The organism is Mesorhizobium sp. M0340, assembly GCF_040321535.1.
GTDB lineage: Bacteria > Pseudomonadota > Alphaproteobacteria > Rhizobiales > Rhizobiaceae > Mesorhizobium.
This window is the reverse complement of the sequence record NZ_JAMYRR010000014.1, coordinates 154849-173114: the sequence shown is the minus strand read 5'-3', so window position 1 is coordinate 173114 and position 18266 is coordinate 154849. Positions and strand designations below refer to the sequence as shown.

Annotated in this window: 17 protein-coding genes and 2 pseudogenes; 12 read left to right on the top strand and 7 right to left on the bottom strand. The window is 61.6% G+C overall.

The genetic code is table 11. The features are described from left to right. Nucleotides 1-2 precede the first annotated feature (2 nt). The 4 genes and pseudogenes from NKI79_RS20720 to NKI79_RS20705 all read right to left on the bottom strand — a co-directional run bounded on the left by NKI79_RS20720 (nucleotide 3) and on the right by NKI79_RS20705 (nucleotide 2849). On the bottom strand, nucleotides 3-203 hold the full coding sequence (locus NKI79_RS20720) for a hypothetical protein (protein ID WP_352480432.1): 201 nt from the start codon (nucleotides 201-203) through the stop codon (nucleotides 3-5). Nucleotides 204-476: 273 nt separating this feature from the next. Further along, nucleotides 477-1292, bottom strand: a complete 816-nt coding sequence (locus NKI79_RS20715) for an oxidoreductase (protein WP_352803954.1) — start codon at nucleotides 1290-1292, stop codon at nucleotides 477-479. 236 nt (nucleotides 1293-1528) lie between these two features. After that, a pseudogene (locus tag NKI79_RS20710) lies at nucleotides 1529-2224 on the bottom strand (beta-ketoacyl synthase N-terminal-like domain-containing protein); the annotation flags it as partial. 46 nt (nucleotides 2225-2270) lie between these two features. Further along, entirely contained in the window at nucleotides 2271-2849 is a 579-nt protein-coding gene (locus NKI79_RS20705) for a TetR/AcrR family transcriptional regulator (RefSeq protein ID WP_352803893.1), read from the bottom strand. 81 nt (nucleotides 2850-2930) lie between these two features. Here NKI79_RS20705 and NKI79_RS20700 point away from each other — a divergent pair, with 81 nt between their 5' ends. Continuing rightward, nucleotides 2931-3293, top strand: coding sequence for a hypothetical protein (locus NKI79_RS20700; protein WP_352803891.1), 363 nt, complete (start codon nucleotides 2931-2933; stop codon nucleotides 3291-3293). Nucleotides 3294-3421: 128 nt separating this feature from the next. Here NKI79_RS20700 and NKI79_RS20695 read toward each other — a convergent pair whose 3' ends face one another. Beyond that, a complete protein-coding gene (locus NKI79_RS20695; protein WP_352803889.1) occupies nucleotides 3422-4381 on the bottom strand; it encodes a LysR family transcriptional regulator in 960 nt (319 codons plus the stop codon). A gap of 123 nt (nucleotides 4382-4504) precedes the next feature. Here NKI79_RS20695 and NKI79_RS20690 point away from each other — a divergent pair, with 123 nt between their 5' ends. The 10 genes and pseudogenes from NKI79_RS20690 (at nucleotide 4505) to gph (ending at nucleotide 14477) form a co-directional block, all read left to right on the top strand. Then, on the top strand, nucleotides 4505-5551 hold the full coding sequence (locus NKI79_RS20690) for a class 1 fructose-bisphosphatase (protein WP_352803886.1): 1047 nt from the start codon (nucleotides 4505-4507) through the stop codon (nucleotides 5549-5551). Nucleotides 5552-5556: 5 nt separating this feature from the next. After that, a complete protein-coding gene (locus NKI79_RS20685; RefSeq protein WP_254819812.1) occupies nucleotides 5557-6429 on the top strand; it encodes a phosphoribulokinase in 873 nt (290 codons plus the stop codon). Between the two features lie 10 nt (nucleotides 6430-6439). After that, on the top strand, nucleotides 6440-8446 hold the full coding sequence (gene tkt, locus NKI79_RS20680) for a transketolase (RefSeq protein ID WP_352803883.1): 2007 nt from the start codon (nucleotides 6440-6442) through the stop codon (nucleotides 8444-8446). A gap of 10 nt (nucleotides 8447-8456) precedes the next feature. Further along, on the top strand, nucleotides 8457-9536 hold the full coding sequence (fba, locus tag NKI79_RS20675; RefSeq protein WP_352803880.1) for a class II fructose-bisphosphate aldolase: 1080 nt from the start codon (nucleotides 8457-8459) through the stop codon (nucleotides 9534-9536). Between the two features lie 21 nt (nucleotides 9537-9557). After that, a complete protein-coding gene (locus tag NKI79_RS20670) occupies nucleotides 9558-11051 on the top strand; it encodes a ribulose-bisphosphate carboxylase large subunit (protein ID WP_502909835.1) in 1494 nt (497 codons plus the stop codon). 18 nt (nucleotides 11052-11069) lie between these two features. Beyond that, nucleotides 11070-11503 (top strand): annotated as a pseudogene (locus NKI79_RS20665) (ribulose bisphosphate carboxylase small subunit). An 8-nt stretch (nucleotides 11504-11511) separates the two neighbouring features. After that, nucleotides 11512-12450 carry a CbbX protein gene (gene cbbX, locus NKI79_RS20660; protein ID WP_352803877.1) on the top strand — a complete coding sequence of 313 codons (939 nt, stop codon included), beginning with the start codon at nucleotides 11512-11514 and terminating at the stop codon, nucleotides 12448-12450. Nucleotides 12451-12512: 62 nt separating this feature from the next. Then, the gene (gene rpe, locus NKI79_RS20655) at nucleotides 12513-13199 is read left to right on the top strand and encodes a ribulose-phosphate 3-epimerase (RefSeq protein WP_352803875.1); all 687 of its coding nucleotides are present in this window, start codon (nucleotides 12513-12515) and stop codon (nucleotides 13197-13199) included. A gap of 22 nt (nucleotides 13200-13221) precedes the next feature. Continuing rightward, nucleotides 13222-13779: a thioredoxin family protein gene (locus tag NKI79_RS20650; RefSeq protein ID WP_352803872.1), complete on the top strand. Its 558-nt coding sequence runs from the start codon at nucleotides 13222-13224 to the stop codon at nucleotides 13777-13779. Beyond that, nucleotides 13776-14477 carry a phosphoglycolate phosphatase gene (gene gph / locus NKI79_RS20645; protein ID WP_352803869.1) on the top strand — a complete coding sequence of 234 codons (702 nt, stop codon included), beginning with the start codon at nucleotides 13776-13778 and terminating at the stop codon, nucleotides 14475-14477. Before NKI79_RS20650 ends, gph begins: the two co-directional genes overlap by 4 nt. 64 nt (nucleotides 14478-14541) lie before the next feature. Here the strand turns inward: gph and NKI79_RS20640 are convergent, their stop codons facing one another. Together NKI79_RS20640 and NKI79_RS20635 are read right to left on the bottom strand one after the other, a co-directional pair. Then, entirely contained in the window at nucleotides 14542-14922 is a 381-nt protein-coding gene (locus NKI79_RS20640) for a c-type cytochrome (protein ID WP_352803866.1), read from the bottom strand. A gap of 391 nt (nucleotides 14923-15313) precedes the next feature. Continuing rightward, entirely contained in the window at nucleotides 15314-15667 is a 354-nt protein-coding gene (locus NKI79_RS20635; RefSeq protein ID WP_352803864.1) for a hypothetical protein, read from the bottom strand. Nucleotides 15668-16338: 671 nt separating this feature from the next. Between NKI79_RS20635 and NKI79_RS20630 the strand changes: the two genes are divergently transcribed. Further along, nucleotides 16339-18240, top strand: a complete 1902-nt coding sequence (locus NKI79_RS20630; protein WP_352803862.1) for a methanol/ethanol family PQQ-dependent dehydrogenase — start codon at nucleotides 16339-16341, stop codon at nucleotides 18238-18240. Nucleotides 18241-18266: the final 26 nt, after the last annotated feature.

The window sequence follows — 18266 nt, the reverse complement described above, 5'->3', positions numbered from 1 at the left end:
TCTCACGAACCCCGGCCGGGCAGCACCCGCCAGCGCCGCACGACATAACCGGGATGCGTCTCGATCCACTGGGCGACCAGCGACTGCGCCTGCATGAACGCGGTCCCGGGATTCATCGCCAAGCCGTCCACCATCTGTTCGCGTTGTTCACAGGTCTGCGGCACAGCCGTCAGGCAGACCATCATAACGAGCGTGTAAAGCATTGCCCCTTGTCCCCATCGAATCCCGAACCCCATGCCGGGAGGTTTCCGTGATACCCACCAGTCTGCAGGGGTCGCACATACAGATCGCTTACGGGTGCTGAAAGGGCGCGGCCCCCGCTCTTTCGCGCCGCAATATAACATACCGCTAATCTAACGCCAACGACGGCAGGGCGTTTCTCCGGAGTAATCGGGTCAGGTTGCGCCGCCCCAATGTGGTGCCGATGTTTCCAGCGTCGATGATTCCGATCTTCACTGGTGTTCATCGATATCCCATCAAACCGGCAGCCCTAGTTGCTTTCGCAGGCTTTTGTCGAATGCGGATGCGGGGACGAAACGGCGCAGGAAACTAACCTGGCGCGCCATTTTTCCAGCCGCATAGCGCCCCTTCGGAGCGGGATCGGTCGCAGCCGCCAAAACGGTCCTGGCCACCACTTCCGGCGCATCGCCTTTTTCCATCGCTTTGCGCACAGCTGCGTTCATGCCGGCGCGCGCAGCGTCGTAGATATCGAGCAACTGATCCGGCCTAGCGAGATTTTCTTCAAATGAGGTGCGGGTATAGGCGGGCTCCACCAACACGACGCGAATTCCGAAAGGACGCAGTTCGTGGTCGAGCGATTCGGAATAGCCCTCAACGGCATGCTTGGTCGACGAATAAAGCGCGAAATAGGGAGCTGGAATGAACCCCTGCACCGAGCTCAAATTGACGATTCTGCCCTTGCCTTGGCGGCGCATTGTCGGCAACACCGCTTTGGTTACTCGCATAACGCCAAAGACGTTCACGTCAAACAGCGACTTGGCCTGGGCCACCGAGGACTCCTCCGCGCCACCAAGCAGGCCAACGCCGGCATTGTTGACGAGCAGGTCGATGCGCCCGGTCTCGGCCAGCACGTCCTGTACAAGTTTTGCCACGGACGCGTCATCGGTCACGTCGCCGGTCAGCATGGTAATGCCGTCGGATCGTTCGGCGACCGCGCGACGGCTGGTTCCGAACACGCGAAAACCTGCGTTCTTCAGGGCTTTGGCCGTTGTGTGCCCGATGCCGCTGGATGCCCCGGTCACCAGGGCGACGCCTAGATTGGTCCTGTTCATGAAGGTCACATCTTTCTTCGTGTTTGCATTGGCGGGGGAGAAGCGCGAAAGGTCGGAGCGAAAGGCGTCAATCATGGGCGCCTCCGGTGCTCGCGCCGGCCAGATCATCCGTCCAGCGCCGGAACAGCGCGCTGGCATTAACGCCTCCGAAGCCGAAGCCATTGGAGATTGCGTAGTCCATCGCCGTCGGCCGGGCCTGGTTTGCGACGAAGTCGATCCCGTCGCCGGCCGGATTTGTCGAACGGTCGGGAGGCCTCATCCGGACGGTGATTAAAGGAGGTCGAAAGAGAACGTGCCGCGGCAAACCCACCGAGGCTGACGATATTCATGCATGCTTCCGTCCCGCCGCACACGGCAATATCGGCTTCGTTGGCGCGAATTTGGCGAGCCGCATCGCCGATCGCCTGAATGCCGGCGGCGCACGCCGTCACCGGTGCACCGAGCGGACCTTTGAAGCCATAGCGGATCGAGACGTGGCCTGCCGCGAGATTCACCAGGAACGACGGCACGGTAAAAGGTGATAGACGGCGGACGCCGCGTCGGTCGACCGTGCGCACCGCCTCGGTTATGGCCGGGAATCCGCCGACGCCCGAGGCGATGATCGTGGCCGTGCGCAAGCGATCAGCTTCCGAGATGGGTGCCCATCTTGCTTGGGCGAGCGCCTCTTCTGCCGCCGCCAAGGCAAACAAAATGAACCGATCTACCTTGCGCTGATCCTTCGGCGAAAAGACGGTATCCGGATCGAAACCAGCGTCCGGATCTTCTTGTGTGGAGGGCACCACCCCGCCGGCCTTCGCCGGCAGGTCGCCCACCATATCATCCGCAAGCCTCCGGATACCCGAGCGGCCGGCCAGGAGACGCGACCAGGACGTTTCAGCATCGGCAGCAAGGGGCGTAACCGCTCCCATGCCCGTAACAACAATCCGTCGCATTTATTTTCCTAACAGTTCGGGCGCGCCGCGGGCGCCGCAACGCCGCTCAAGCACCGGCTGCTTCGCGAACCTGATTGGCCGCCGCATCCAGAAAGGCCTGCGCAAGCTCAGGATCGTTGATGACGCGCGATAACATCAGCGCACCGACCATCGTCGAGAGAATAGCCATGGCCTTGCCATCGAACTCCCCGCCACCGGTCCCAGCAATGAAACGGCCGAGGATCTCGAGATGCTCCTTGATTCCGGCTTCGAACGGCGCTTTCACGTCCTTGCCCTGTCTGGCGGCATCCGAGCCGAGCGCGACGATCGGGCAGCCGTCCATCTTTTCTCCGCGATGGTCCATACTGAGGTAGAACGCGATCACCGCGCCAAGCGGATCATCAGGGTTTGCCGCAGTCGCGGCCGACCATCGACGGGTGGCACTCTCCATCGCCCGCCTGGACGCCTGCGCCGCCAGGTCGTCCTTGGATGCGAACTGCTTATAAAACGCGCCTTGGGTCAGTCCGGCACCCTTCATCAGATCCTTAAGGCCGATACCATCAAACCCGCGCTCCCGAAAAAGGCGGCTTGCCACGTTGATTACGGTTTCGCGGTTTTCCGCGGCCTGGGTACGACTTACGCGCATCGTTAGCTTCCTTTTTTGGATTGCATTCGTAATCTATAAATCATATAGAAGTCGAACGCAATCTAAAAAAGGAGATATGAGATGATCCGCAAAAACCTGAGCGCATCGCTCCTGGCCGCGCTGTTTCTTGCGACCCCGGCTTTTGCCGAGGAGGCCACCATCGGACGCCCGATCGAGGGCGGCAGCCTGCACGAGGGACACCTTGACATGGTGGTCTACTACGTCCCGGTCGACGGCGACCTCTTGGAGGTCACCGCCACCTTCGCGCCGAAGAGCGGGGGCGATCCGCTGCGCGTCGTAATGGGTCTCGCCGACGACGACTCCGTGGCCTTTTCCATGCCGGGTCACCAGGGCTCGCTCTACACGTTCTCAAGGTCCGGCGAGCAGGTGACGGTCTCGACCGAGACGACCAGGCGTCTGCGAGCCGACGCGACAATGCGCTGAGCCGAAGTTCAGACCGCAACCTGCGTGCTGCTGGCCGTTGGCTCTCGCGTCCGCGCGGCTCGCCACACGGTGCCTCGATCACGCCATCGAATAAGTTTGGGGCAAGCGTTTTGCCTGCACCGCGCGGCCTAACTCGCGCGACCTCCAGTGTTCGGTTCCTCGTGCGGATAGAGCTTGCCGAACAGGGGCAGGTACATCGCGCCCTTGCGCATCAGAAAATCGTGGAAGGTCGCCATCGCCGGCGAGATCGCGTGATCGGTGCGCATCACCGAAAACCATTGCCGGCGGATCGGCATGCCGACAACATCGAGGATGACCAGCCGGCCGGCTTCGGTTTCAGCAGCGATGGTGTGGGCAGAGATGAACGCAATGCCGAGCCCGGCCATCACCGCCTGCTTGATGGTCTCGTTCGAGTCCATCTCGACGCCGAGATCGTCGATGCGGCCGGGCACGTCGCTCAGGAATATTTCCAATGAGATGCGCGTTCCGGAGCCGGACTCGCGAATGAGGAAATGCTCCTCGGCGATCCGCTCCTTGGAAATGTCGCGTGCCGACGCCAGCGGGTGGTCGGGCGGTGCGATGATGACCAGCGGGTGATCGCCGAAGACCGAAGCACGCACAGGGATTTCCTTGGCCGGGCGTCCCATCAGCGCGATATCGATGTCGTGGTTCTTCAGATTGTCGATCGTCTCGGCGCGGTTGCCGATGGCAAGGCGCATGTCGATACCGGGATGTTCCTTCATGAAAGCGGCCATCAGCCGCGGCGCGAAATATTTGGCCGTGGAAACGACGCTGAGCCGCAAGCTGCCGGCGCGCACGCCCTTGATCGCATCCATCTTGTCTTCGAGCAGACGAAGCCGCTCCTCGATGGCCTGTGCCGTTTCGACGAAGGCCAGACCTGCGGCAGTGGGACGCATGCCGTCCGACGTCCGGTCGAACAAGGCCAGTTGGAACTCCTCCTCCACCTGCCGCAACTGGATCGTCACGGCTGGAGGAGACAGGCCTAACACCTTGGCTGCGCTGACGATTTTTCCGTGGCTGATGATTGCCTGAACGGTCTTGAACTGCTTAAGCGTGAGGTTTCTCATATTGCATACTAAGATTTTTTTACTGCCTGAGTAAAGTTATTGAATTTTACTTATCCGACGTCGTTTGTTCTCTTTTCCCAATCCGGCCGACCCGAGGAGAGGCGGCTGGATCGGGAGGTTACGATGCCAGCGGCAACGCTCGACGCTTTTCTGAACTCCTATCTTGGCGAGCCGGACGAACTGCGCTCCGCGGTCGTAGCGACCATCCGTCAGCTGACGCAGGCGGCCACCACGATCCGCAACACCATCAATCAAGGGGTGCTCGGCACGGCCTTTGCCGGAACCCGCGGCGCCAATGCTGACGGCGACATCCAGAAGGATCTCGATGTCTTTGCCGATGACATCTTCCTCGACGCCATGCGCCACGCTCCGGTCGCGCTCTACGCTTCCGAGGAACTGGAGCAGCCGGTGCTGCTCGACAGGCAAGCGCCTCTTGCCATCGCCATCGACCCGCTCGACGGCTCATCCAACATCGACACCAACGTGTCGATCGGAACGGTCTTCTCGCTCCTCCCTGCAATTGGCGCGCCGGATAGGAATCCGGCCGCCTCGTTTTTGCAGGCAGGCGTGAACCAGCTGGGCGCCGGTTTCTTCATCTACGGGCCGCAGTTGGCGCTGGTTCTGTCGCTCGGCAGCGGCACCCATGTCTTCGTTCTCTCGACCCGGCTCGGCACCTTCGTCCAGGCCTACGAGAGCCGGATCATCCCACAGCGAACCCAGGAGTTCGCCATCAATGCCGCCAACTACCGGCATTGGGACGAGGCGGTGCGGCTCTACATCGACGACTGCCTTGAAGGCACCGAAGGCCCACGCGAGAAGGACTTCAACATGCGCTGGATCGCCTCCCTGGTCGCGGACTGCTACCGCATATTGATGCGCGGCGGCGTATTCCTGCATCCGGGCGACAAGCGCAAGACTTACCGCCAGGGGCGACTGCGCCTCGTCTATGAGGCAAACCCGATCGCCTATCTCGTCGAACAGGCGGGCGGTGCCGCCACCGATACGATCACCCGCATCCTCGAAATCGAACCAGAGAACCTGCACCAGCGCGTGCCCATGGTTTTCGGATCGGCGCGCGAAGTCGCGCGCATCACCCGCTACCACACCGAGCCGAGCGCCATCGGCGAGCGCGCGCCGCTGTTCAGCCGCCGCGGCCTTTTCAGGGCCTGAACACCATGTCGGCAAAGCACCCCATCATTACCATCACCGGGTCGTCGGGCGCAGGCACCACCTCTGTCAAGCGCATCTTCGAACTGATCTTCCGGCGCGAGAACATCGGGGCCGCCTTCATCGAAGGCGATGCTTTCCATCGCTACGACCGCGCCACGATGAAGGCGAAGGTGGCCGAGGAGGAAAAGGCGGGCAATCCAAACTTCACCCACTTCCATGCCGAGGCCAATGAATTGGCAATCCTAGAAGAGGTATTCGAGGAATATGGCCGCCGGGGAACCGGAAAAACCCGCACCTACATCCATGACGAGGATGAGGAGAAGCAGTACGGCACGCCGCCGGGACATTTCACCGAATGGCGCGAATTCCCGCCGAGCGACCTGCTCTTCTACGAGGGCCTGCATGGCTGCGTCGTCACCGACAAAATCAACCTGGCCAGGCACGCTGACCTGAGGATCGGCGTGGTGCCGGTCATAAATCTGGAATGGATCCAGAAGATCCACCGCGACCGCGCAACGCGCGGCTATTCCACAGAGGCGGTGATGGACGTGATCCTGCGGCGCATGCCGGACTATGTCCGCTACATCGTCCCGCAGTTTTCGCAGACCGCCATCAACTTCCAGCGCGTGCCGATCGTCGACACGTCCAATCCATTCATCGCGCGCTGGATTCCGACACCGGACGAATCGATGCTGGTCATCCGCTTCGCCAATCCCCGCGGCATCGATTTCCCCTACCTGCTTTCGATGATCCACGACTCGTTCATGTCGCGGCCGAATTCCATAGTGGTGCCCGGCAACAAGCTCGACCTTGCCATGCAGCTGATCCTGACGCCGCTCATCCTGCAATTGATCGAACGCAAGAACCGTGTGTCGTGAGGAGGACGCCATGAACAGCCAGGCAGCAGCACTGAAGCCCGTCGCCGCCGTCTCGGAGCGCGACATGGCGAACGCCATTCGCGCACTGGCGATGGACAGCGTCCAAAAGGCCAATTCCGGTCATCCGGGCATGCCGATGGGCATGGCCGATGTCGCGACGGTGTTGTTCAGCCGCTTCATCAACATCGATCCGTCGGCGCCCAACTGGCCCGATCGCGACCGCTTCGTGCTTTCGGCCGGGCACGGCTCGATGCTGCAATATGCGCTGCATTACCTGCTCGGCTTTGAAGACATGCCTATCGAAGAATTGCAGCGGTTTCGCCAGCTGGGCAGCCGCACCGCCGGACATCCGGAATATGGCCATGCGCTCGGCATCGAGACGACGACCGGTCCGCTGGGACAAGGCATTTCGACCGCGGTCGGCATGGCGCTGGCGGAGCGCATGCTTGCTACCCGCCACGGCGCCGATCTCGTCGACCATTTCACCTACGTGATCGCCGGCGACGGCTGCCTGCAGGAAGGCATCAGCCACGAGGCGATCGATCTTGCCGGTCACCTGAAGCTCTCCCGGCTGATCGTCTTCTGGGACGACAATGCGATCTCGATCGACGGTCCGACTTCGCTGTCGACGTCGATGGACCAGCCGGCCCGGTTCAAAGCCGCTGGATGGCATGTCCAGTCGGTGAACGGCCACGACACCGAAACCGTTGCGGCGGCAATCGAAGCGGCGCAGCAATCGGACCAGCCGTCCCTGATCGCCTGCCGCACGGTGATCGGCAAGGGAGCGCCCAATCTGGGCGGTTCGGAAAAGACGCATGGCGCGCCGCTGGGCGATGCGGAGATCGCCGCGACGCGCGAGAACATCGGCTGGGCCTACGCGCCGTTCGAGGTGCCGGACGACATCCTTTTCGCCTGGCGCGAGATCGCCAGCCGCGGTCAAGCGGTGCGGCGCGCCTGGGAGCAGCGGCTTGCCGCCTCGCCGCAGCGTGGGGCCTTCGAGAGAGCGGTCGCCGGCGCCCTGCCCGACGCGGTCTTCGAAGCGCTCGGTGTTTTCCGCAAGGAGCATATCGAAAAGGCGACCAAGGTTGCGACGCGAAAAGCCTCGGAAATGGCGCTCGCTGCGATCAATGGCGCAACGGAACTGACCGTCGGCGGCTCCGCCGATCTGACGCATTCGAACCTGACGATCACCAAGGGTATGAACCGCATCGCGCCGGGCGACTACGCCGGCCGCTACATCCACTATGGAATCCGCGAGCACGGCATGGCCGCAGCCATGAACGGCATCGCGCTGCATGGCGGCTTCGTGCCTTATGGCGGCACGTTCCTGTGCTTTGCCGACTACGCGCGCGGCGCGATGCGGCTCTCGGCGCTGATGGGCCAGCGCGTCATCTATGTGATGACGCATGATTCCATTGGTCTCGGCGAGGACGGCCCGACCCACCAGCCGGTCGAGCACCTGGCAATGCTGCGGGCGACGCCAAACCTCAACGTTTTCCGTCCGGCCGACATCATCGAAACGGCGGAATGCTGGGAACTGGCACTGAGAAGCGAGGACCGGCCAAGTGTGCTGGTGCTCTCGCGCCAGAACCTGCCGATGCTGCGCCAGGGGCACGGCGACGAGAACCGGTCGAGCCGTGGCGCCTACATCCTGCGCGAGCCAGCCCGGCACCGCGCCGTGACGCTGATCGCCACCGGCTCGGAGGTCGAGATCGCTATTGCCGCCGCCGAACGGCTGGAGACCGAGCACGGCATCGCCGCGGCGGTCGTCTCGATGCCGTGCTGGGAGCTGTTTGAGGAACAGGATGCGGACTACCGCAAGGCCGTCCTCGGCCTGGCGCCGCGCATCGCCATCGAAGCCGCAGCACGGCTCGGGTGGGACCGCTGGATCGGCGACACCGGCGCTTTCGTCGGCATGGCTGGTTTCGGCGCCAGCGCCCCTGCCCCGGATCTCTACCGGCATTTCGACATCACGCCCGAAGCCGTCGCGGCAGCGGCGCTGAAGCTCATCATCTAGGAGGACGACCATGGCCCGCATCACCCTTCGCCAGCTTCTCGACCATGCCGCCGAGCACGGCTACGGGGTGCCGGCATTCAACATCAACAATATGGAACAGGGCCTCGCCATCATGGAGGCGGCCAGGGCCTGCGATGCGCCGGTCATCATCCAGGCCTCGCGCGGCGCCCGCTCCTATGCCACTGACATCATGCTGGCCAAGATGATGGAGGCTTTGACCGAAATCCATCCGGCCATTCCGCTCTGCATCCATCAGGATCACGGCAACAACGAAGCCACCTGCCTGTCGGCGATCCGCCACGGCTTCACCTCGGTGATGATGGACGGGTCATTGATGGCGGACGCCAAGACGCCGGCGAGCTACGACTACAACGTCGCCATCACCGAACGTGTCGCACGCATGGCGCATTGGGTCGGCGCTTCGGTCGAAGGCGAGCTCGGCGTGCTCGGCTCGCTGGAAACCGGCCAGGGCGAGGCCGAGGACGGCCACGGCGCTGAAGGTGCGCTTTCCCATGACCAGCTTTTGACCGATCCCGATCAGGCGGTCGACTTCGTGACCGCCACCGGGGTCGACGCGCTGGCGATCGCCTGCGGTACCTCGCACGGTGCCTATAAATTCAGCCGCAAGCCTGACGGCGGCATCCTGGCCATGCAGGTGATCGAGGCGATCCACGAAAAGCTGCCCAACACGCATCTCGTCATGCACGGGTCTTCCTCCGTGCCGCAGGAACTGCAGGACATCATCAACAACTATGGCGGCGAGATGCCCCAGACCTTTGGCGTCCCGGTCGAGGAGATCGAGCGCGGCATCCGCTACGGCGTGCGCAAGGTCAACATCGACACCGATTGCCGAATGGCCATGGCCGGGCAGTTCCGCCGCGTCGCGACGCAGGACCCGCGCGAATTCGATCCGCGTAAATTCCTGAAACCCGCCATGGACGCGCTGCGCGACCTTTGCCGCGATCGCTTCGAACGCTTCGGCACCGCAGGCCACGCGTCGAAGATCAGGGTGATCGCCATGGATGAGATGGCGAAACGTTACGCCGCAGGAAAGCTCGACCCGCATATCGCAACCGCGAAAGCCGCCTGAGCGGCAAACAGGAGACCTGCCATGAACAAGATCGACATGCCCTCAGCAGGCACGCTCAAGGAAGGCAAGGAACGCTACAAGTCGGGCGTCATCCCCTACAAGAAGATGGGCTACTGGGAGCCGGACTACCGACCCAAGGAGACCGATCTGATCGCCATGTTTCGGATCACGCCGCAGCCCGGCGTCGACCACGAGGAGGCGGCCGCCGCCATCGCCGGTGAATCCTCTACCGCGACATGGACCGTGGTGTGGACCGACAGGCTGACCGCCTGCGAACTCTACCGCGCCAAGGCGTTCAAATCCGAACCGGTGCCGAACACAGGTCCAGGCACCAGGATCGAGCAACAGTACTTCGCCTATATCGCCTACGACCTCGACCTGTTCGAGCCCGGCTCCATCGCCAACCTGACTGCATCGATCATCGGCAACGTGTTCGGCTTCAAGGCCGTCAAGGCCCTGCGGCTCGAGGACATGCGCATTCCGGTGGCTTACCTCAAAACATTCCAGGGCCCGGCGACCGGCATCGTGGTGGAACGCGAGCGGCTCGACAAGTTCGGTCGGCCGCTGCTCGGCGCGACGACGAAGCCGAAGCTTGGCCTGTCCGGCCGCAACTACGGCCGCGTCGTCTACGAGGCGCTGAAGGGTGGCCTCGACTTCGTCAAGGACGACGAGAACATCAACTCGCAGCCCTTCATGCACTGGCGCGACCGCTTCCTCTACTGCATGGAGGCAGTGAACAAGGCGTCAGCCGCCACCGGCGAAGTCAAGGGCCATTATCTCAACGTCACCGCCGGCACGATGGAGGAGATGTACGAGCGCGCCGAATTCGCAAAACAGCTTGGCTCCTGCATCGTCATGATCGACCTCGTCATTGGTTACACGGCGATCCAGTCGATGGCCAAGTGGGCACGCCGTAACGACATGATCCTGCACCTGCACCGGGCCGGCAACTCGACCTATTCGCGCCAGAAGAATCACGGCATGAATTTTCGTGTCATCTGCAAATGGATGCGGATGGCCGGCGTCGATCACATCCATGCCGGCACGGTGGTCGGCAAGCTGGAAGGCGACCCGCTGATGATCAAGGGGTTTTATGACACGCTGCGCGAGGAGCGCACGCCGCAGAACCTCGAAACCGGGCTGTTCTTCGATCAGGACTGGGCCTCGCTCAACAAGGTGATGCCCGTCGCCTCCGGTGGCATCCATGCCGGCCAGATGCACCAGTTGATCCATTATCTCGGCGAGGATGTCATCCTGCAGTTCGGCGGCGGCACGATCGGCCATCCGGACGGCATCCAGGCCGGCGCGACGGCCAATCGCGTCGCGCTGGAGGCGATGATCCTCGCCCGCAACGAGGGCCGCGACTATCTGCGCGAAGGGACCAAGATCCTCGAACAGGCGGCCAGATGGTGCACGCCGCTCAAGGCGGCCCTGGAGACGTGGAAGGACGTCACCTTCAACTACGAATCGACCGACACGGCCGATTTTGTGCCAACCGCAACGCCGAGCTTCTAGACGAAAGGAACCGTCGCCATGATGACCAATCCGGGAAACAAAGTCACGCAGGGACAGTTTTCGTTCCTGCCCGAGCTAACCGATAGCAGATTTCGGCGCAGATCAAATACGCGCTGAAAAACCACTGGGCGGTCAGCGTCGAATACACGGACGATCCGCATCCGCGAAACACCTATTGGGAAATGTACGGCAACCCGATGTTCGACCTGAGGGACCCGGCGGGCATCCTGCTTGAAGTCAACAATTGCCGGAAAGCCATGCCCAACATGTATGTCCGGGTCACCGCCTTCGATTCGACCAAGGGCTGGGAAGCGCCGCGCATGTCATTCATCGTCAACCGGCCACCCAATGAACCCGGCTTCCGGCTGCTGCGCCAGGAGCGCGACGGCCGCAGCCAGGGCTATTCGATCGTGCCTTATGCGACCGACAGGCCCGAAGGCGAGCGGAGCTAGCCGAAACCATGCTGGACGCGATAGCAAAGGGCGCTGCCGTGCAGGACGAATCGGTCGATCTGCAGGCCGAGTTCGAAGCGTCCAACATCGACGAGGTGATGGATAAGCTCGACCGCGAACTCGTTGGCCTGAAGCCCATCAAGACCCGCATCCGCGAGATCGCGGCGCTGCTTCTGGTCGACCGGCTTCGCCGCAAGTTCGGGCTGACCTCGGGCGCGCCGACGCTGCACATGAACTTTACGGGGAATCCCGGCACCGGAAAGACCACCGTGGCGCTCAGAATGGCAGAAATCCTGCATCGTCTCGGCTATGTCCGCGAAGGGCACATGGTCGCGGTGACGCGCGACGATCTCGTCGGCCAATATGTGGGCCACACCGCGCCCAAAACCCGCGAAGTGATCAAGCGCGCCATGGGCGGGGTGCTTTTCATCGACGAGGCCTACTATCTCTACAAGCCCGAGAACGAGCGCGACTACGGTCAGGAATCGATCGAAATCCTGCTGCAGTGTATGGAAAACAACCGTGACGATCTGGTTGTGATTCTTGCCGGTTACAAGGACAAGATGGACCGCTTCTTCGACAGCAATCCCGGTATGCGCTCGCGCATTGCCCATCACCTCGATTTTCCCGACTACGGTGTCAGCGAACTCAAATCGATCGCCGAGATCATGCTGGCGGAACAGAATTACCGTCTCAGCGAAGCGGCAGCCAAGGCGCTCGAAGAGTATCTCCCGATCCGCATGCGGCTGCCGCATTTCTCCAACGCTCGATCGGTCCGCAATGGCCTCGACCGGGCGCGGCTTCGCCAGGCCAGCCGGCTTTTCGCATCGCGCGACCGGGCGTTGACGAAAACCGATCTTATCACCATCGAGGAATCCGATATTCGCGGCAGCCGCGTATTCGCGGAAGGTAAGCTCGAAGGCGAACCGGAGACGAAGGCGCGCTGACAAGATGACGGCGGTTGGTGTGCAGCGACTGGAAACGGACGACAGAATGGGAGCCGACGACCATGGGTACCAAGACAATCATCGCGCCCTCGGTGCTTTCCGCGGACTTCTCGCGGCTCGGCGACGAGGTTGACGCGGTCGTCCGGGCGGGTGCCGACTGGATCCATCTCGACGTGATGGATGGCCATTTCGTGCCCAACATCACCTTCGGTCCGCCGGTGGTCAAGGCGATCCGTAATCGAACGGACAAGGTCTTCGACTGCCACCTGATGATCGCTCCGGCCGACGCCTATCTCGGCGCCTTCGCCGATGCCGGGTGCGACATCATTACGGTGCATGCCGAGGCCGGACCGCATCTCGACCGTTCGCTGCAGGCAATCAGGAATCTCGGCAAGAAGGCCGGCGTGTCGCTGAACCCGTCAACGCCGGAGAGCGTGATCGAATATGTGCTTGACCGGCTCGATCTGGTGCTTCTGATGACGGTCAATCCAGGCTTCGGCGGCCAGGCGTTCATTTCGGGTGTCGTCGACAAGGTCAGGCGGGTCAAGGCGCTGATCGGCCAACGTCCGATCGACATCGAGATCGACGGCGGGGTCACGCCCGAGACCGCTCCGCTGGTCACCGCGGCCGGCGCCAATGTGCTAGTCGCCGGCTCGGCCATTTTCAAGGGTGGCACCGAGGCTGCCTATCGTGCCAATATCGGCGCCATCAGGCAGGCGGCCGACGGGGCGCTCCAGAAAGCCGCGTAAAACCATCTCATCGGAGGGTAACATGGGGGCAATCCCACCTGTCTGTGATTTCGGCTGGCAAGCCGTCGATTTCGTTTTGCCCGGCGTCGACGGCAAATCGCATTCCATCTTCAGCCACGCCGGCCCGAACGGCTTGGTGGTGGCCTTCATCTGCAATCACTGCCCCTATGTGAAGGCGGTGATCTCACGCATCGTTCGCGATGCCAACGACCTCAAGGCAGAAGGCGTCGGCTTTGTCGCCATCAACTCAAACGATGCCGACGCCTACCCCGATGATTCCTTCGACAACATGAAACTTTTCGCCAGGACGAACGGCTTCACTTTCCCCTATCTCCACGACGAGCACCAGAGGGTGGCGCGTGCCTACGGAGCCGTTTGCACTCCGGATTTCTTCGGGCTCAACAACGAGTTGACGCTGCAATATCGCGGCCGGCTTGACGCGTCGCGACGCGACGCTGGACCGCCTGGGCTCAGGCGCGATCTGTTCGAGGCGATGAAGCAGGTCGCCCGAACCGGCGACGGACCGCTCGACCAGATCGCTTCGATCGGCTGCTCGATCAAGTGGAAGGATGCTGCATGAACGTCGGCGCAGGCAGGCCGTTTCGCTCGCCCAAGGCGATCCTGTTCGATCTCGACGGCACGCTGGTCGATTCGGCGCCTGACATAGCGGCCGCCGTCAACGAATTGCTGGCCGACCGCGATCTGCCGCCGCTGCGCCTGGATCAGGTCAAGTCCATGATCGGCGGCGGCATCAGGAAACTGGTCGAACGAGCCTTCGCGGCTTCCGGCACGCCGCTCCTCGGCAGCGCGCTCGAAGAGGCCAACCGCGTCATGGCGCCGATCTATCGCAGGCATCTGACCGGCCGCACAAGGCTGATGCCTGGCGTCAGGGAGGTTCTCACGCACTTGCATTTGAGCGGAATAGCCATGGGCGTGGTGACCAACAAGCCGCAGTTGGCGGCCCGCGAAATCCTGCTGCATTTTGGGCTGACGGACTATCTCGGCGCGATCGTCGGCGGAGACGCCGTGACATACTTGAAGCCGGCGCCAGACGCGCTATTGCTGGCGCTCGACCAGCTTCAGGTCGAACCTCGTGACACGCTGATGGTCGGAGATAGCAGCGCCGACGTGGCCGCCGCCCGCGCGGCCGGCATGGCAGTCATTCTGCTGCGTGGCGGATACAGCCAAATTCCCGTTGAAGAGCTTGGCGCCGACCTCGTTTGCGACAGCCTGTTCGATCTGCCGTCCGCGATGCAGACGCTGCAAGACGCTGCGTGACACCCAAGCGCAAAGCCCAGGCCAACGCCGGCCGGGCGCACTCCAAATGGCCGGCGGTACCGGGTTATTTGGAGAATTGCTTCAGGTAGGCAATGACATTGGCGATGTCCTCGTCCTTCTTGAGGCCGACAAACGCCATCTTCGTTCCTTTGACCATCGCCTTGGGATCGCGAAGATAGTTGGTCAGCGTGGCTTCGTCCCATTTAACGCCGGATTTTCCGGCCTCGGTCATCGCCTTGGAATAGCTGAACCCCGGATGCGTGCCGGCCGTTCGGCCGATGAGGCCGTTCAAGGACGGACCGACCTTGTTCTGGTCCTTGTCTGCGACGTGGCAGACCTTGCATTTGGCGAAGACCTTCTCACCCGCCGCCGCATCCTGTGCCTGGGACTGGGTGGTGACAAAGGTAGCGACGGACACGGCGGCGAAAAATGCGACTGCGCGCATGGCATTTCCTCATTGATCGTGTGAGTGCCCTGGATAATTTACGCGTGTCGATGCCTAGACCGCCGGCATCCGTTTTTGTGCGGGAGAGCGAACTATTCGTCCTTTCCCCCGGGACCGGCAGCACCTACACGCCTCGAAAAGCTAGACTGCCGATGAAGGAAGTCAATCGTACAAAGGTCCTGTTTCGCCGCGCTTGTCGGCTGTGGAGGCAGCCGCCATCCTCGCCTCAAAGCCGGTTGTGAGAGCGACCTTTTGCTGTCGTCCACCAAAACCTTCCGGGCGTGACCTGGTCGCCTTACGGCTCGAATGCGGATTGCAAGTTATTTCGCAGCAATGGCCAATAGAAATGGCGGCCCTGTGAGGCACCGCCACGCGTGCCTGTTCCGCCTGACTAAAAGCAGCGTACGTCGGCTTCAGCCTGCGCGCGTTTCAGTTCCGCCCGCGCCGCCTGAGCTGGCGCGCTTTCGCGAAACAACCCTGCCGCCTCCCCTGTCGTCAACGACATACTTTTGAAGGTCTCCGCCCTCTCATAGTGATCGTAGGGGAGGATCGAGGCGATAACATCGATCGAGCACGAACAGCTTTCAAGCGCCTGACGTGTCTGGCCATTTGTTTGCATGCAGCCGAGCACGTAGTCTGCAATCGTTGCCGTCGGGTAGTCTCCCGCGGCGCTGGCCGGGTTCGCAAAGGCCAGAGTCGCCGAAAAGACCAGCGGTAGGATAAAAGATCCAACAGATCTGATCATGAGGGAACCTCCAGTTGGCCTGGACACGATGTATCCGGACAGGATCATCGCCCTAGTTGGCGACGTACCGCAAAGCCAGTCAAGCTCCCATGGCCTGCTTATAGGACCAAAGGAGGAATGCCCTGTCGACCGGCAAGAGGTGGATTCACGGCCCGCTGCACACCCCGCTTCCAGCGGTCATTTCATGCCTCGCCCACTATCGGCAACCAACCAGGCGTACGCATACTTACCTCGAAGCGACCTTGTAAATTACATGGAAATAAATTCCAACCCGAATTTCATCAATAATACGACAACGATATGGATATTATATATGTCGTCGCCGCCAGTCATTCTCTCAATAGTTCCGCACAGGATACTTCTCTTGTTTGTGTCTTTATACTGCGACGCACCATAATAGATATTGCACCGCAACATCACCTCAGGGTTTTTGCTTGCTTGGCCTTTAGCGATGACATAGCTTTTTCCCTGTTTCCGGCTTCAAGAGCGCCATTGTCAGGGAGCGGTGGCAGTCTTTCGAAGGCCAAGTGGGGCGGGCAATAACGTGCCCTCTGCTTGTCGGGGTAGGTCGTGACAGCTGCCGGAAATTACTTCCCCACATGAATCGCTTGGGCAGGCCCCTTGTGGGCTTGACGGTCGATTCGTCACTGTGAACCTCGGGAGGATTTCGGATGCGTGTACTTGCGAAAACTACCTACATACTGACGACCGCGGCTTTTTTGTCGCTAGGCGCTGCCTATACGGCTTCGGCCAATGAAGACCTTGCAAAGCTCGCATCAGATGCGAAGAACTGGGCGATGCAGACGGGTGACTACGCCAACACCCGCTATTCCAAACTCAACCAGATCACTGCGGACAATGTAAAGAACCTGCAGGTCAAATGGAGCTTTTCCACCGGCGTGCTGCGCGGTCACGAAGGCGGGCCGCTGATCATCGGCGATGTGATGTATGTCCACACGCCTTTCCCAAACAACGTCTATGCTCTCGACCTCAAGAACGACGGCAAGATCCTGTGGAAATACGAGCCCAAGCAGGACTCGAACGTCATTCCGATCATGTGCTGCGACACGGTCAATCGCGGTGTCGCGTATGGCGACGGCAAGATCATTCTCAACCAGGCCGACACCACCGTCGTCGCGCTCGATGCCAAGACCGGCAAGGTCGTCTGGTCTGTCAAGAATGGCGACCAGACCGACGGCGGAAAGGGCGAATCCGGCACGTCGGCACCCGTGGTCATCAAGGACAAGGTGCTCGTGGGCGTCTCCGGTGCTGAATTCGGTGTTCGCGGCTGGCTGGCCGCCTACAATCTGAAAGACGGCAAGCTTGCCTGGAAAGCCTATTCGGAAGGTCCTGATGCAGACACCCTTCTCGATCCCGAGAAGACGACCCATCTCGGCAAGCCCGTCGGAAAGGATTCCGGCACCAACACCTGGGAAGGCGAACAGTGGAAGACGGGCGGCGGAACGACATGGGGATGGTATTCCTATGATCCCAAGCTGAACCTGGTCTATTACGGCACCGGCAATCCCTCGACGTGGAACCCGGTCCAGCGCCCAGGCGACAATCGCTGGTCCATGACAATCATGGCTCGCGACGCCGATACCGGTGTTGCCAAATGGCTCTACCAGATGACCCCGCATGACGAGTGGGACTATGACGGCATCAACGAGATGATTCTCGTCGATGGCATGGAGGTCAACGGCGCCAAGCACGACGTGCTGGTGCATTTCGACCGCAACGGCTTTGCCTACACGATGGATCGCGCCACCGGCGAACTTCTCGTCGCCAAAAAATACGATCCGGCAGTGAACTGGGCGACGGAAGTCAACATGGATCCCAAGAGCGACCAGTATGGCCGCCCGCAGGTCGTCGCCAAGTATTCGACCCAGCAGAACGGCGAAGACACCAACTCGACCGGTATCTGCCCGGCCGCGCTTGGAACCAAGGACCAGCAGCCGGCCGCCTACTCGCCAAAGACCGGGTTGTTCTATGTGCCGACCAACCATGTCTGCATGGACTATGAGCCTTACAAAGTGAGCTACACCGCCGGTCAGCCCTACGTGGGCGCCACCGTGTCGATGTATGCGGCGCCCGGCGGTGACGGCAATATGGGCAACTTCATTGCCTGGGATGCAGCCAAGGGTGAGATCGTCTGGTCGAAGCCCGAGCAGTTCTCGGTGTGGTCGGGCGCATTGGCGACAGATGGCGACGTCGTCTTCTATGGTACCCTCGAAGGCTACATCAAGGCGGTCGATAAGGACGGCAAGGAACTCTACAAGTTCAAGACCCCGTCCGGCATCATCGGCAACATCACGACCTACGAGCATGACGGCAAGCAGTACATCGCCGTTCTGTCCGGCGTCGGTGGATGGGCCGGTATCGGTCTGGCAGGTGGGCTGCTTTCGCCCGATAACGCCGCTGCCTGGCATGGCGCCGTTGATCAGGGCCGTGAGCAGGGTGACCAGGCCGCAGTGGTTGGAACCGCCGGCCTGGGTGCCGTCGGCGGCTACGCGACACTTGCCGACTATACGACGCTGGGCGGCCAGCTCACCGTCTTCGGCCTCCCGGACTGATAACCGGGAAGAGCCTTACGACTAGG